The organism is Thalassotalea piscium, assembly GCF_030295935.1.
In the GTDB taxonomy this organism is placed as follows: domain Bacteria; phylum Pseudomonadota; class Gammaproteobacteria; order Enterobacterales; family Alteromonadaceae; genus Thalassotalea_B; species Thalassotalea_B piscium.
Window position 1 is genome coordinate 707,536 of record NZ_AP027362.1, and the last position, 15,680, is coordinate 723,215.

Annotated in this window: 17 protein-coding genes; 13 read left to right on the forward strand and 4 right to left on the reverse strand. The window is 37.4% G+C overall.

Annotation, left to right across the window (positions count from 1 at the left end):
* The first annotated feature begins 349 nt into the window (after positions 1-349).
* Together QUD79_RS03010 and QUD79_RS03015 are read left to right on the forward strand one after the other, a co-directional pair.
* On the forward strand, positions 350-3,028 hold the full coding sequence (locus QUD79_RS03010) for a CHASE domain-containing protein (protein WP_184426142.1): 2,679 nt from the start codon (positions 350-352) through the stop codon (positions 3,026-3,028).
* Between the two features lie 154 nt (positions 3,029-3,182).
* The gene (locus tag QUD79_RS03015) at positions 3,183-3,314 is read left to right on the forward strand and encodes a hypothetical protein (RefSeq protein ID WP_281401858.1); all 132 of its coding nucleotides are present in this window, start codon (positions 3,183-3,185) and stop codon (positions 3,312-3,314) included.
* A gap of 44 nt (positions 3,315-3,358) precedes the next feature.
* Here QUD79_RS03015 and QUD79_RS03020 read toward each other — a convergent pair whose 3' ends face one another.
* The gene (locus tag QUD79_RS03020) at positions 3,359-4,522 is read right to left on the reverse strand and encodes a flagella assembly protein FlgT (protein ID WP_184426141.1); all 1,164 of its coding nucleotides are present in this window, start codon (positions 4,520-4,522) and stop codon (positions 3,359-3,361) included.
* 214 nt (positions 4,523-4,736) lie between these two features.
* On the opposite strand from QUD79_RS03020, the gene QUD79_RS03025 reads away from it, so the two are divergent.
* A complete protein-coding gene (locus QUD79_RS03025; protein WP_184426139.1) occupies positions 4,737-5,204 on the forward strand; it encodes an LPP20 family lipoprotein in 468 nt (155 codons plus the stop codon).
* A 28-nt stretch (positions 5,205-5,232) separates the two neighbouring features.
* Here the strand turns inward: QUD79_RS03025 and flgN are convergent, their stop codons facing one another.
* From flgN to flgA, 3 genes are all read right to left on the reverse strand, one after another.
* Positions 5,233-5,664, reverse strand: a complete 432-nt coding sequence (gene flgN, locus QUD79_RS03030) for a flagellar export chaperone FlgN (protein WP_286289799.1) — start codon at positions 5,662-5,664, stop codon at positions 5,233-5,235.
* Positions 5,665-5,702: 38 nt separating this feature from the next.
* On the reverse strand, positions 5,703-6,017 hold the full coding sequence (flgM, locus tag QUD79_RS03035; protein ID WP_184426137.1) for a flagellar biosynthesis anti-sigma factor FlgM: 315 nt from the start codon (positions 6,015-6,017) through the stop codon (positions 5,703-5,705).
* Between the two features lie 77 nt (positions 6,018-6,094).
* Positions 6,095-6,784, reverse strand: coding sequence for a flagellar basal body P-ring formation chaperone FlgA (gene flgA, locus QUD79_RS03040; RefSeq protein ID WP_184426135.1), 690 nt, complete (start codon positions 6,782-6,784; stop codon positions 6,095-6,097).
* 167 nt (positions 6,785-6,951) lie between these two features.
* Here flgA and QUD79_RS03045 point away from each other — a divergent pair, with 167 nt between their 5' ends.
* From QUD79_RS03045 to QUD79_RS03090, 10 genes are all read left to right on the forward strand, one after another.
* Positions 6,952-7,890: a chemotaxis protein gene (locus QUD79_RS03045; RefSeq protein ID WP_184426133.1), complete on the forward strand. Its 939-nt coding sequence runs from the start codon at positions 6,952-6,954 to the stop codon at positions 7,888-7,890.
* Positions 7,891-8,205: 315 nt separating this feature from the next.
* Entirely contained in the window at positions 8,206-9,039 is an 834-nt protein-coding gene (locus QUD79_RS03050) for a CheR family methyltransferase (RefSeq protein ID WP_184426131.1), read from the forward strand.
* 66 nt (positions 9,040-9,105) lie between these two features.
* Positions 9,106-9,504 carry a flagellar basal body rod protein FlgB gene (flgB, locus tag QUD79_RS03055; RefSeq protein ID WP_184426129.1) on the forward strand — a complete coding sequence of 133 codons (399 nt, stop codon included), beginning with the start codon at positions 9,106-9,108 and terminating at the stop codon, positions 9,502-9,504.
* 3 nt (positions 9,505-9,507) lie between these two features.
* Positions 9,508-9,930: a flagellar basal body rod protein FlgC gene (gene flgC, locus QUD79_RS03060; protein WP_184426127.1), complete on the forward strand. Its 423-nt coding sequence runs from the start codon at positions 9,508-9,510 to the stop codon at positions 9,928-9,930.
* Positions 9,931-9,949: 19 nt separating this feature from the next.
* Positions 9,950-10,636 (forward strand): flagellar hook assembly protein FlgD, encoded by a 687-nt coding sequence (locus QUD79_RS03065; protein WP_184426125.1) that lies wholly within the window; start codon positions 9,950-9,952, stop codon positions 10,634-10,636.
* Positions 10,637-10,705: 69 nt separating this feature from the next.
* A complete protein-coding gene (gene flgE / locus QUD79_RS03070) occupies positions 10,706-12,082 on the forward strand; it encodes a flagellar hook protein FlgE (RefSeq protein WP_184426123.1) in 1,377 nt (458 codons plus the stop codon).
* Positions 12,083-12,246: 164 nt separating this feature from the next.
* On the forward strand, positions 12,247-13,044 hold the full coding sequence (locus QUD79_RS03075) for a flagellar basal body rod protein FlgF (RefSeq protein ID WP_184426121.1): 798 nt from the start codon (positions 12,247-12,249) through the stop codon (positions 13,042-13,044).
* A gap of 20 nt (positions 13,045-13,064) precedes the next feature.
* Complete coding sequence (gene flgG, locus QUD79_RS03080; RefSeq protein ID WP_184426119.1) at positions 13,065-13,853, forward strand: flagellar basal-body rod protein FlgG; 789 nt, start codon at positions 13,065-13,067, stop codon at positions 13,851-13,853.
* Between the two features lie 18 nt (positions 13,854-13,871).
* Positions 13,872-14,555: a flagellar basal body L-ring protein FlgH gene (flgH, locus tag QUD79_RS03085; RefSeq protein WP_184426117.1), complete on the forward strand. Its 684-nt coding sequence runs from the start codon at positions 13,872-13,874 to the stop codon at positions 14,553-14,555.
* Between the two features lie 24 nt (positions 14,556-14,579).
* On the forward strand, positions 14,580-15,674 hold the full coding sequence (locus QUD79_RS03090) for a flagellar basal body P-ring protein FlgI (RefSeq protein WP_184426115.1): 1,095 nt from the start codon (positions 14,580-14,582) through the stop codon (positions 15,672-15,674).
* The last annotated feature ends 6 nt before the right edge of the window (positions 15,675-15,680 follow it).

The following is a 15,680-nucleotide window of genomic DNA, read 5'->3' on the forward strand; positions in this document are numbered from 1 at the left end:
AGTTTAATTTTATTCACTGTTTGAAAAGCTAACCTTTATTTCTCAGTATTGATAGTTTTGTGAATATCAAGGCGAATTTTTTGATCCAATAGCGGGCTATTGGCAACAAATTCAACGTAGATAGGCTCAAAAATAGCTTACTGAGTAACTTTGCTTAACCCGAGTTCAGGTTAGTTAATTGATATAAAAACTATACGTATTTCGTATAGTCTCAATAAAATCATGTTAAATTTGTACTTCAAAGAACAATCCGCCCTAATAGACACTATTGGTGTTCTTATTGCTTTTCGATATAGTAGCGTTAGGAATTTTATAATTAATGAATAATTTCATTTATAACAGGGGATTTATGCGGGGAGTAATTAAACCGCTTTTCTATTCAAGCGCTATTTTTATTGCTGTTTGCCTGTTGGTAGTATTTGCTATTAAACCGCTTTCATTAATTAATTTCATAGGCCCAGTGACAGGAATAATTACAGCGGTCACTTTAGTTTGGGGCAGTATTGCGTTAGCTGGTGTTATTATCAGCTCTTTATTGCTGCTAATGATAGTAAATAAATATGCCTACTTTGATCTTAACCTTGCCATTGTCCTTTTTATTTTTCTAGCCGCGTTATTGCAAGCATTTTGGGCAAAACAACTTACGTATAAATTAATTGGCAAGCAAAGATGGATTGCAAGCAGGTCGTCACTCTTTTCATTTATGCTCAAAATCGGTCCTGTTGTTGGGATTGTTGCTGCATCTTGCGCAGTTATAGTAGCAATTTTGGATAATGGTACCTTTGACACTTCGTTAACTTATGCTTTCTTTAGGGCGTGGTCGACGAGCGTTCTAGTATCGGCATTTACTATTCCTTCGCTTCTCTTTATTGTTGGCGAACAAAAGCTTAGTGTATCAAAACGGACCTTTGTATTTGTTTCATCTACACTTGGTTGTGTTGCAATTGGTTTGCTATTTCAAATTTCGCAACAACAAGAACTGCATAAACGTCTTGATATATACGAACGGTCTTTACATGAGCTGAACGACGTATTGGTGAAAGAAATTTCAGATATTAAATCAGATATTAAAGCAATGTCGGCTTATTTTAATAGCTCTGTTGAGGTTGACTTTTATGAGTTTAACTCATACTCAAATGAAGTATATCGAGATAACAGCAGCATAAGTTCTATTCAATGGGCGCCTGTTGTTACCGCCCAAGAACAGCAGCGTTTTGAACAATATGCAAAAAGTCAGTTGGGTATTGAATATACTATTGTAACTAAAGTGAGAAACCAGCCGCTAGAGCCGCAGAATAAAACGCTTTTTGTGCCAGTACTTTACCTATTTCCTGAGAAAGGGAGTGAAACTTATTATGGGTTTGATTTACATGAATACACTGCCATAACTCCAACATTGATGAAGTCACTTGAAAAACAAGATGCTGTCGCTTCTGCGCCTTTTTCAATGAATCAGAATAATGAAATGAACCCATTAATTATTATTGCGCATCCGGTAAGCAACGCTAAAGGCGCTAATGTATTTGGCTATATAACATTAGCTTCTGGCGAATTAGCAATTGGATTTTTAAGTGCGGTAATTGAACTTGAACGATTAGTTAATACCTTAAAAACCAAGATCTCTGCTAACAACATTACGATGACAATTGTTGATGTAACAGCGGGAGAAAACTATCTCATTTATGGTGATAAATTAACAACTGACAATAGACTAAAGCAGACTGAAGTTGTTGATTTCTTTGGCCGGCAGTGGAAGTTTCATATTGCTGAAAGTACAACGTGGTTATCGCAAGATAAAAGTTGGCAAACTTGGGTAATGCTATTGGGGGCTGTATTTGGTGGTTTTATCTTTCAGTTACTTATTTTAATGATGGCGGCATACTCTATTGAGCTAAGTGATAAAGTTGCTGAAAAAACTAGGGAGCTCATTAAAGCTAACGAATTATCAGAGAAGGAAAATCAATCTAAAGCACATTTTTTACAAATGTTAACCCTAGAGTTGAGTACGCCAATAAAGTTAGCAGAACGTTTATCTCGAGGAAGTAGTCGAAACTTGGGAAATAGCCAATTACAGCAATTTAATGAAGTAACAGAACAATTAAAGCATATACTAACGAGCGTTAGCGACCTTTCTACTATTGAAAGCCGCACTCAAAAACTTGATAGCCAGGTATTTGATTTCTCGTACTTTCTTAATCAAATTGAAAGTACCTATCAGCAAAGGGAAATTCACGCTCACAATCAAATAAAGTTTTTATTTGATTGTGAGCTTCCAAATTTTGTTGTAGCTGACAAAAACCGCTTAGAAAAACTATTGTTATCGCTTCAAGATAATATTCTAAAGCTATTTAACGGTAGTGATGTGCAAATGTCGGTAAAAACTCATTACCATAAAGACTTTGCCTCACTTTTTTTTACCTGTAGTGCTTTATCTGCGAAAGAAAGCATGCCGATACTCTCTTGGTTAAAGAAAGATATTGCTAACTTTAGTACAAGTATGGCATTAGCTTCTGAACTTACTTATCTATTACAAGGTAATATCAAGCTGACGCTTGTACCAACTGGTGACGTAGTGATGACCATTTCTTTACCTATAGGTATTAAGTCTCAGCAAGATACTTTAAATAAAACGGATGAAATAGAAACGTTAACTTTTAATAATAAGAGAAAAGTATTATTAATTGAAGAGTCATTGTCTACAAACTTTGAAACTACACCCTTGTTATTAGGGCTTGATTACCAAGTAGAGATCATAGATGACTTCACTGAAGTTGGTTATGCCATAAGCGAATTACACTTTGATATTATTATTATTGATAACATCACCTCAAAGCCCTATGTTAAAGCGATTGAAGAATCATTGGGTCAGCTAGGAAAGGGCGATAAAACGACTGTAATAGGCATTTATCGTGGGATTGAATATCGACAACTTGAGCCTTCGTTTAAACAATTAATGGGTGATTGTTTGCTGTATCCAATTTCGGCAGAGAATCTGCAAATGGTACTAATGAAAGCCAATGTTAGCTAAAATGTACAAAATTTCTTTAAATCATTGATTTTTTAATGTTAATACTATAACGTGCTTTTTGTACAAAAATTACAAAAATAATTTACTGAATGAACTAATTAATGATTTGTTATTAGTTAATTCAATTAGATCAAAGCTGTTATTTGGATCAACCATGAATAAATCGTCATCACGTGGGATTAAACTGACGACGGTAATATTTGCAGTAATAATATTAGCGCTATCAGCAGTAATAAGTAACACCTTAGTTGCTGGTAATACGGACATTACAGAAGAACAAACATAATATTGTAGTTAAGAAAGATAGCTTCGTGTTTACGAGGCTATCTTTTAATATCTTACCGCAAGGTCATCAATTTGAATACTGTCAATAATACTTTCATCTGGCGTAATGGCTGTCGCACTATCTCTAGTTAGCTCTGTAACCCTCACTTTAAAATTACTAATGTTATAACCTGCGTATATTTTACCAGCGTCACTGGTAAAGTTATTTAAATGCAGTAATGAAAACTCATCCCCAACTTGTACACCATGCCTGCGGCCTAAGTTTATTTTCACAGTGTTACCGGTTATTTGTACAATTTTGCCACGAGTAGGTTGGCACATCATATTTGTGTCGATATCAGTAATTACTTGACTTAGCAATTCATCTATCATGGCGCCATATTCACTTTGCCAGAAACTATTTGAATTTACATCAATCATGGCTCTTTTGTTATATGTCCATGGAGCAGAGTTTCTATATTCTTTTGCCAGTATTAGTTCGCCATCAGTGCCATTATATATGTAAGTGTTAAGTTGAAAATAACGATCATAAATATTATCTTGCCAAAACTGCCAAGTGTTATTATTTGTATTTGCAAATGAAAGGTCTTGGATCTCGGTAAATAGTATATATTGGCTATCGCTTACATCTGATAGAGACATAGATAACTGCTTTATATTTTCTTCTTGCATACTATTTTTATATCTCGAGAATGACGAGTTATGTTTTAGTGCTAACTTAGTGTCGAGATACATACCATCTTGTGTCAGTTTATTGGCGAGCTTTTTAATCACACTACTGTCTATTTTATAAATGCCCCCAATATTAGCTTGCTCACGATCTTTTAACTGAGCTTTTGTCAGCAGTAACGACTTACGATAATCAGCTGAAAAGCATTGTTTTTCTTGCGGGAATATATCAGCGCGTATCGTCACTGTTACTTGATTGTCATGATAAGTTTCATTAATCAACTCAAACGAATTTACACTACCAGTTGCACGAATATTGATTTCGTCTTGCGTGAGAAGCCCGTTAACTACTTGTTGAACACTAGACACGGAAGCGCCAGCAACGAGTAACGCTTTTTTTAATGCGTTTTCCATCGCCTTAGTGCGGGCCAGCTTATCATCACCATTTGTTATAATGGCGTTGCCTTGCGTTTCATACCACTGCCCAACGCTAGTTGGTACAAATAAGATACTAGTAAACAATATAAGAATATATCGCATAGGGTTTCCTGAGCGTAAATTGATAAATTTTTGTATGCATGAACTATGCCTTTTAATTGAAGGTATGCGTTATTTACTAACAGATGCTTTCAATTTACAGTACATGTAGTTGCAGTTACCTAATCAAATGTAAAGTAGGCATAAATAATGCAAGCTTTATTGTGGTTTTAAAGTAAAAATTCTACCCAGTCTAAAATAAAAGTAGGTAATCGTTATGAAATGTCAATTAACCAAGGTGTTACTTGTTAGTATGAGTTTAGGTTTTCTAATGAGTTGCTCTAGTGTGTACGATAAACACGTAGAATGGAAAACGACTCAACCAGAAGCTTTTCCTGTACTTAAAGCGGTTGGTCAAGCACCGATTAGTTTACAAAAGTCGAATAACGAAACACAAAAAATGTTATTAGCAATTAAAGCATCTAAAATAGCAGCTTATGCAGAACTAGCAGAGCAGGTTTTTGGTCAGCAAGTAAGTGGCAAAACCAGTATGCTCAACTTGGTTATGGGAGATAATGAATTAAAAACCTCTATTAATGGGGTAATTCGGGGGGCTCGTGTAGTCAGAAGTTACCCAGTTGGCGATACCTATACTACAGAATTAGAGTTAGATTTTAAGCAGGTTTATGATATTTATTTGGGGTCTTCACGAAACCGAGAAATTAAAAATGTAGATTACTATTAATCTAAAGGCAGCTTTAAGCAAACACTTGTTATGCTTTAACGTCTAAGCTACTTAAACCACCACTAGTTTTACCTTTATTGTCATAAGTTAGCGAAGACTTATTATGGCTTTGTAAAAGCGACGTTTTCATTCGCTCAACGGCTAGTTGAGATTGCTGAATAATTTTACCATTAACCGTATTTTGGTCTTTACATTGCAACAAGCATTGTTCTATTTGTGCTAATGCATTGTCATATAAGCCCTGAGCTTTCCCTTGGCGAAATTGAACACTTTGCTCTATTTGCTTATCAAGTGATTGTATAGCCAATAAAATTTCATCTTTAACCAGGCCAATACTGGTCAGTTGTTCGGGGTCGCTTTTAATTAAGATCTCTTTTTCCTGCTCAAGAATTAATAGCAACTGTTGCAGTTGTTGTAACTGTTGATCTAGTGCTTGTTGCCCATCAAATTCTGTTGTCACAAATTTTCCTATCCAAATGCTATTAAACTATACGGAACTTAAACCAAGTCAAATTCAAACTTTGCAAGGCTTGCAGCGAGTTTTTCAGGGTTAACTTTATATTCGCCCGACTCAATTGCTTTTTTCATTTCGGCAATCTTTTTGACATCAACAGCAGGAGCACCCTGAGCTTTTTTTTGCAACTCGGTTAATTTTTGTGCTTGTGCTGTTATTGAAACTGAGTCTTTATTGGCAACCTTTGCTTGTTCAACTGAGGTTGTTGATTGCGCAGCCTTTTCTTTTACTTGTGATTGCAAATCAACATTTGTTTTAATTTGACTGTTGTTAGACAAGTTGTTGATATTTATAGCCATAATAAAATCCTATTGGCAAGTGTTATAAGTTTCTAACCTTTTATCGACCATAATAGCAAAAACTTGAGTTAAAATTACTAATTAATTATAACTTTATGATCAGGATTCACCGTTCCTACAACAATTCTACCTGAGCGGTTATTTTTGACCCTAATTTGTTCACCCACATTAGCGTCTTTAAGTGCAACACCTTCAGTTTGTATCATAAAAATCTCTGACTTAGCAATTATTTCAACATTATCACCTCTACAGACCATACAGAAGCTTCGTGGGCTTAATGGTTTATCTTTAGATAGTCTTCGTTTAGCTTTTGCTCCAATAATTTCATCAATATTGTTAAGTGACTCTCCGCGTAATTCAAACTGGTCAACGTAAGTGAGCACAATATTGGAGTGATCAAGTATTGAACCTTTACCTATTGATTGATTTGGTACAAGCACGGGAACTTGGGTTTCTATTCTAACGGGTAAGTAAAGCACCCATGACGCTGAATCATCACAAGATATTTTAACGTTTACGTTTCTACTGGAATTATTTTCAGGTATATTCAAGACTAATGGTGTTTGACAAGGCTTAATTATTATTCGTGGATCAATATCTGCGGGTGTTATTACCATTTTTCCCCTTTTGGGAGCGGTTATATTTTTTTCTACATAAGCCTTAGCTAGGTTTTTTATAATTTCACTGTCATAGTTTTGTGCTGTCACCAAAGCACAGTGGCACAGGCTAATGAATAAAATTGTGATAAAAATCGTTAATTTGCTCATATTTTTTATAATCTAACACTAGGGAAATTGAAATACTCGTCTATGATTAACATTAGACGTTTATATTGATTATCTAAGTGTCAAAAAAAAGGCACTTAGTTGTTTATAGTATTGTACTATCAAGAACTGTGCCTGTTATTGATAGCACAATATCCAAAGAGGTTTATATGGCAGGTATTTTAGATTCAGTTAACCAACGCACACAATTAGTTGGTCAAAATAGATTAGAGCTCTTGTTGTTCAAATTGGTTGGACGACAGCGTTTTGGTATAAACGTATTTAAAGTTAGAGAAGTAATGCCTTGTCCGCGTTTAACTAATCTACCAAAGCAAGATGAATTTATAAAAGGCGTTGCCCATATTCGTGGTCAAACTATTTCAGTTATAGATCTTAGTAAAGCAACTGGCGGTAGAGAAATAACTGACTTGACTACAGCGTTTGTCATTATTGCTGAATATAATCGAAGTGTGCAAGGTTTCTTAGTTGCTGGCGTTGAGCGTATTGTTACCTTAAGTTGGCAAGATATTATGCCACCACCAGAGGGCGCTGGTAAATCTAGCTATCTGACAGCCGTCACCGAAATTGATAATGAAATGGTCTCTATTTTAGATGTTGAAAAAATCTTGAATGAAATCAATCCTGTTTCAACTGACCTTAGTGAAGGGGTCGCCGACCTTACAGTAGGGGAGAGTATTGGCGAGCGTGTAATTATGATTGCTGATGACTCTACAGTAGCTCGTAATCAGGTTAAAAGGGCGTTAGAGCCTTTAGGTTTAACAATGATGTTAGCTAAAAATGGACAAGATGCGCTTGACCAACTTAAAAAAGTTGATGAAACTTGCACTCATTCTATTTGTGAAAAAGTCGCATTATTGATTTCTGATATTGAAATGCCAGAAATGGATGGGTATACCTTAACTGCAGAAATTAAAAGTAATGAAAGGCTAAGAAAAATGCCCGTTATTTTGCATACATCACTGAGTGGTGTATTTAACAATGCGATGGTAGAAAAAGTAGGCGCTGAAGATTTTATACCAAAATTTCATCCTGATGAATTAGCAACGGCAGTAAAAAAATGGCTTAAAGCAGATGAAATTGCCAACTAAGTTAGGATCTGTTGAACTTTCGAGCTTGAATTTTGTTCAATCTAAACACTTTCTGAGCAAGGCGCTAGTCATGTAGCATAGATGTTCTATGTAAATTTCTAACAACACGGCTAAGGGAGTGTTTAGAAGAACCCAAAGGGCAAAATTTGTTTGTCATTTCTACTAGGTTGACGTCTGATTACGGGGAAAAGCCCTACGAAACAGACCACGTCTTGTACAAATACCAAACAAACTGTTACAAAAAAAACCGTGAAAGATCATATAGACCCTAGTGGCTTTCAGAAACGTCACACATTAATAAGGTAGTAACATATAGTGTCAGCAAGAGAACTGGACGATAAAAGTTATCATCAGTTTCGAGAATTTCTTGAGCAACAATGCGGTATTGTGCTTGGAAACAACAAACAATATCTCGTAAAGAGTCGTTTAGCTCCGCTAATGGCTAAATTTAATGTTGATTCGTTAGGCATGTTAGTAACATTAACATTAAGCCCAACGGAGCGGCAATTGCGTGCCGCTGTTATTGATGCTATGACAACAAATGAAACATTATGGTTTCGTGATGATTACCCTTTTGCATTATTAAAAAACAAACTGTTACCTGAATTTTCAAAACAAAAAACACCATTAAAAATATGGTCTGCAGCGAGCTCCTCTGGGCAAGAACCTTATTCAATCGCCATGACCATACTTGAGTATATGCAATCTAATCCGGGCGCTTTTTCGGGGGGAGTGCAAATTGTTGGTACAGATATTTCAAACACCATGTTAGAACATTGTAAGTATGCCCACTATGATTCTTTAGCCTTATCTAGAGGGCTATCAGCTGAGCGTAAACGACAATTTTTTGAAGCTGGTGATAACGGTATGATGAAAGTCAAAGATCATGTCAAAAAAATGGTGAGTTTTCGACAGATTAATTTATTAAATAGTTACAGTTTAATGGGGCGTTATGATCTTGTATTTTGTCGTAATGTGCTCATTTATTTTGCTCCTGAAATAAAATCTAAAATTTTAACGCAAATCCATGGAGTGCTTAACAAAAATGGATATTTATTTCTTGGCGCATCAGAATCTTTATCTGGACTTAATCAAAACTTCGATATGGTACGTTGTAACCCTGGTATCATCTATCAAAAAAAATCTTAAGCACTTCTAAAACACCTTGGCATAAATATTGAATGATTATTTCCATTGATTTGGAGGTATTTTTTTATGGCGATAAGTTTTGATAAAGCGTTTGGTATTCATCCTGACAGCTTAAAACTACGTGCAAAAAATGCAGAAGTGATTGCAAGTAATATTGCTAATGCTGATACGCCTGGTTATAAAGCCAAAGGTATGGACTTTAAAGCGGCACTAGCTCAAGCGGCAAGTAAGCAACAAAGCGGCATGTCACGTACCCACGAAAAACACTTTGATGTACGCACCACAATAAACAATGGTGTTGATTATCGTGTGCCAGATCAACCAGATACTGGCGACGGTAACACGGTAAATGTACAAGTGGAACGAAACTTGTATCTAGAAAATTCAATGAATTATCAAGCAAGCCTTCAATTTCTTAATGGCAAAATTAAGGGATTGAGGAAAGCAATCACTGGAGGGCAATAAAAAATGAGCCTTTTTAATGTATTCGATATATCCGGCAGCGGTATGAGCGCTCAATCTATTCGTCTTAATACTACCGCAAGTAATATTGCTAATGCTGATAGCGTTAGTAGCAGTATCGACCAAACTTACCGAGCTCGTCATCCAGTATTTGCCGCTCAAATGCAAAAAGCTGCCGCTAGTGGCCAAGATGAGTCGGTTAGTGTACAAGTACTTGGCATTGTCGAAAGTGACAAACCGCTGAACGTAGAATATGCACCTAATCATCCTATGTCTGATAAAGATGGCTATATCTATAAGCCTAATGTCAATGTAATTGAAGAAATGACCAATATGATCTCAGCTTCACGGTCATATCAAACCAATATTCAACTAGCAGAATCTGCAAAAAACATGTTGAATAAAACTTTATTATTAGGCCAGCGTTAAACGCTAAGTAGGAGTTATTATGAGTTCTGTATCAGGTAGTAATCCACTAGACGGTTTGCATTGGCAGAAAGAGCCGATAAAAGAAGCTGAGCAAAATCGAGGCATGTTAACGCAAGCTGACTTCTTTGCGTTAATGACCAAAGAGCTAGCGCACCAAGACCCAACCAAACCGGTTGATAATAATGAAATGATCTCGCAGATGACGGCATTCTCAACTACAGACGGTGTGCAGGCGCTTAATGATCAGTTCACCAAGTTTGCCGACTCAATGACATCAAGTCAGGCGTTACAAGCATCTTCATTAGTGGGACGTAGCGTCTTGGTTGATGATAATGTTTTTGGCATGAATTCAGGTGATAACGTTAGAGGAAAGTTAGTGACTGATGAGCCTGCAAGTAACGTTAATATTTATGTTGAAAACGTTGCGGGTGAAATTATACAAACGGTACCAGTTGGTAGCGTACCAGCCGGTGAGTCAACCTTTACTTGGGATGGTATGGCGTCAGACGGTCAACCGGCAGCTGCAGGTGCATACCGCTTTAGAATTGGTGGCTTAGTAGATGGCCAAGCATCAGAGCTTACCGCAATGACTTATCGCAAAGTTGATAGCGTAACGTTAGCAGGTGCGGGTGGAAAAATTTTATTAAACCTTAATGGTGGCACATCAATGGCATTATCAGATGTGGTAGAGGTTTCAGAAGGCTAGGTGGTAACTTAGTTAATTATCGTGATTTATTATCATGGTTAAAGAACAGAATTTTATAGAGGTGTAATTATGTCATTTAATATAGCATTAAGCGGATTAAACGCAGCACAAAAAGATTTAGATGTTTCATCAAATAATATCGCGAACGTTAATACTGTAGGCTTTAAAGAGTCGCGTGCCGAATTTGTTGATGTGTATGCATCGTCACTTTTATCATCAGGTAAAACCAAAGTAGGCGACGGTGTTTTAACTGCTGATGTTGCCCAACAGTTTTCACAAGGCAGTATTCAGTTTACGCAAAACTCACTTGATTTAGCAATCACAGGTAACGGTTTCTTTGCTGTTGTACCTGAATTAGGCAGTTTAGAAACAACTTATACCCGAGCAGGCCAGTTTAAATTAAACGATAGTAATTTTGTGGTTAACTCTAATGGCGAACACTTACTTGGTTTTCCTGTAAACGCAGACGGAACTTCTGCCTCAGTAAGCTTAAGTACTACAGAACCCATTAGAATACCTACTGCCTCAGGTGCGCCACAAAAAACGGCAGAAGTTGATATTCGTATGAACTTGCCTGCAGGTGACTCATATCTTACTTCTGCACCAACAAATTTCGATCCAAGTGATCCGTTAACCTTTAACTATTCTACTTCGGTCAATATCTTTGATTCACTGGGTGATAGTCATATTATGACGTATTACTTTGTTAAAGATGACCCCGCAACAAATCCTAACGAATGGTTTGTTTTCACGAGTGTAGATGGCACGCCAGTAGATATTGTTGATAATACTAATACACCGACAGGTATCCTTGGTGGTGATGTTATTGGACCATTATCTCCTGCTGGTGTAAGTGGTGCTAAACTAAGGTTCAATAGCTCAGGTGATTTTGTTAGTCAAGTACCAACCCCCGCAAATGGCGGAATTAAAACAGCTGCATTAGGCGCAGGTATTTTGGCAAATGGTGCAGATCCAACTCAAGATGTAAAAATAGATTTTAATTTAGATCCTTTACAGCCAAACCCTAATGAACCAACACAATTTGCTTCTAATTTTGAAGTAACGGCGTTAGAGCAAGATGGTTTAGCGGTAGGTCGTTTAACCGGTATCGATATTGGTATCGATGGCTTATTACGTGCAACCTACAGTAATGGCACATCTTCACCATTATCGCGCATCGCGTTAGTTAACTTTGCTAATGAGCAGGGGTTAAAGCAAATAGGTAATACCTCGTGGAAATCAAGTATTAATTCTGGTGAAGCATTAGCAGGTGAAGCAGGATCGGGTACTTTTGGTTCAATTAACTCATCTGCGTTAGAGCAGTCAAACGTAAACTTAACTACCGAATTAATTGACCTTATTTCAGCGCAGCGTAATTTCCAAGCAAATTCGCGAGCACTTGAAGTAAATAACACCCTTAACCAAACAATTTTACAAATTCGTTAATAACCGCTTTAAAATAGTAAGCCCCTGTAACAGAGTTGCAGGGGCTTTTTTATTTGCTATGGCGTATAACCTCCCTATTTACACTCATTAACTATTTCTACAAACTTAATTGGCACCTAAATTGCATTTATCAATATATTAATTATTGATTGTTAGGATTCATTATGGATAAGTTGCTTTATATCGCTATGAGTGGTGCTAAACAAAATATGCATGCCTTATCGGTGAATGCCAATAATTTAGCAAACGCTAAAACTACTGGCTTTAAGCAGGACATGGCACAGGCTCGAGCAATGCAAGCATTTGGTGAAGGGTTACCTTCGCGAGTGTTTTCAATGACTGAGCGCGCCAGCCAAAACTTTGACAGTGGTGCACTTTTAACAACAGGCAGAGATTTAGACATAGCAGTAGAAGGTAATGGCTGGATTGCGGTTCAAGCTGCAGGTCCATCACCCAATACTGGAAATCAAAATGCTCAGCAGTTAGGGCAAGTAGGTAATGATGACGAAGCTTATACACGATTTGGGCAATTAAAATTATCACCAGAAGGTATGTTAGAAACCAGTAATGGTCATCCAGTTATTGGTGAGAACGGGCCAATAACCATTCCGTTACCTGTTAATAATATCACTATTTCACGCGACGGAACTATTACAGTCCGCCCCGAAGGCGCGCCAGCTACAGTTCAAGAAGAAGTTGGCCGTATTAAGTTAGTGAATCCTGATAATCGTTTAATGGCTAAAGGAAATGACGGTTTATTTAGGCTTAAAAGCGGAGCAATAGCTGAAGCTGACATTAACGTAGGTGTGGTGAGTGGTGCACTAGAATCGAGTAACGTAAACCCTATTGGTGAGGTGACTGACATGATCGCTTTACAGCGTCAGTTTGAAATGCAATTAAAACTTATGAAAACCGCCGAAGAAAATGACTCAGCTGCTGGGTCATTGTTGCGAGCTTTCTAAACTAATTATTGAGGTGACTTATGAACCCAGCATTATGGATCAGTAAAACAGGCTTAGATGCGCAAACCAAAGATATTGCGGTAATTTCTAACAATCTAGCCAATGCTAGTACGATAGGCTTTAAAAAAAGTAGGGCTGTTTTTGAAGATTTACTTTATCAAAATATTAACCAACCGGGTGGCCGAAGTGCACAAGATACTGCACTACCGTCAGGACTAATGTTAGGTACAGGTACAAAAGTGGTAGCTACACAAAAAATCCATTCACAAGGTGATGTATTAACCACTGATAACGCATTAGATTTATCAATCCAAGGGGACGGTTTCTTTGAGATTTTGATGCCAGATGGTACTTCAGCGTATTCTAGAAATGGTCAATTTACTCGTGACGCAGAAGGTAACATGGTTACTTCAGGTGCAGGCTATATGCTGCAACCACAAATAACCATTCCTGAAGATGCTCAGCAAGTCACTATTTCACAAGATGGTGAGGTCTCAGTTAGTTTAGCGGGGCAGCCTGAACCGGCAGTTGTAGGTCAAATTAATACCATCAACTTCGTTAACCCAACAGGTTTACAGCCGGTCGGTCAGAATTTGTATGTAGAGTCAGCGGTAAGTGGCGCACCACAAGAAGGGATACCTGGTTTAGAAGGTTTTGGCATGCTGCAACAAGGCATGTTGGAAACTTCTAATGTAAATACAACAGAAGAGTTGGTAAACCTAATTGAAAGTCAACGGGTGTATGAAATGAACTCTAAGGTTATTTCAGCGGTTGACCAAATGCTTAGTTATATCAATCAGCAACTTTAAAGAGTTGAGGAGCGTCAAATGAAATATACAATATTAGTAATAATCGTATGGATGACGTTAACGGGGTGTGCAAGTACAGAACAGGCACAAATACTACCGAATGATCCTGATTTTGCGCCAATTTTACCTGAAATGGAAGAAGAGTCGATTATACCTACAGGATCTTTATTTAAACCTAACTATGTTAATAATATTTATTCTGACTCTAAAGCCCATCGAGTTGGCGATATTATTTCAGTTATTTTGAATGAAAGTACGCAAGCGAAGAAAAATGCTAAAACAGAATTGAAAAAAGATAATTCAGCGAATTTAGACCCTATCATTGGTTTAGGCGGTGCCGCGATTAATTTTAAAGATGATGCTATTCAGTTTGGTCTAAATCAAAGCTCGAATTTTAAAGGTGATTCTAAAGCCGATCAAGGCAATAGCTTAAGCGGTAATATTTCAGTGCATGTTTTAAGGGTGCTTCCAAACGGTAACCTGATGATCCGCGGCGAAAAATGGATGACCCTAAATAGCGGTGATGAATACATTCGCTTAACGGGCATTATTAGAGCACAAGATATTAGCTCGAATAACACCATAGTGTCTAATAAAGTAGCTAATGCACGTATTCAATATTCTGGTACTGGTAGCTTTGCTGAGGTTAATGAGCAAGGTTGGTTATCAAAATTTTTCAACAGCTCTTGGTGGCCACTTTAAGTGTGCTATGAGGTAGGTAATAAGATGAAATTATTTAATAGTATACTTATTGGTACATGCTTATTGCTAACGAGTCAATTAGCTAATGGGCAACGTATTAAAGATCTTGCCGATGTAGCAGGTGTGAGAGCGAACCAACTAATTGGTTACGGACTTGTTGTTGGTCTACCAGGTACCGGCGAGCAAAGCCCATTTACAGAGCAAAGCTTTAAAACTATGTTAAGTAACTTCGGTATTACAATGCCTGCAAACCTAAAGCCGAAAATTAAAAATGTGGCAGCAGTCGCTGTTCATGCCGAGCTTCCTGCATTTAGTAAGCCAGGGCAAACCATAGATATTACTGTTTCTTCAATGGGTAGTGCACAAAGTTTACGCGGTGGCACGTTACTTCAAACCATATTAATGGGGCTTGATGGAAATGCTTATGCAGTTGCACAAGGTAGCGTAGTTGTAAGTGGCTTAGGTGCTGGCGGCTTAGATGGCTCTAGTGTTGTGATAAATACACCTACGGTTGGACGTATTGCCAATGGCGCAATAGTCGAGCGAGAAGTACAATCACCATTTTCGAGTGGTGATTACATAACTTTTAATTTAAAAAATTCAGACTTTACTACGGCAAAACGTTTGTCAGATGCAATCAATGATTTTATCGCAGGCTCAGCTCGTGCGATAGATGCAACGTCAGTTCGAGTTAATGCACCTAGAGACGCAGCTGACCGAGTAAGCTTTTTATCCACACTTGAAAATTTAGAGTTTGAACCTGATACCCCATCAGCGAAAATAATAGTTAACTCGCGTACAGGCACCATTGTTATAGGTTCTGAAGTACGTTTATTACCTGCAGCGATTACCCATGGTGGCATTACCGTTACTATTAATGAAACTGAGTCTATTAATCAACCCGACGCATTTTCTGATGGCGTAACCGCAACTACCACGCAATCAATCGTTGATGTTAGAAAAGACGATTCACGTATGTTTGTATTCGATCCTGGGGTTACCTTAGATACGTTAGTGAAGGCTATTAACGATGTTGGCGCAGGTCCAGGTGATGTTATGGCAATACTTGAAGCATTAGAGCAGGCGGGTGCATTACGAGGAGATCTAGTCATTATTTAATGACTA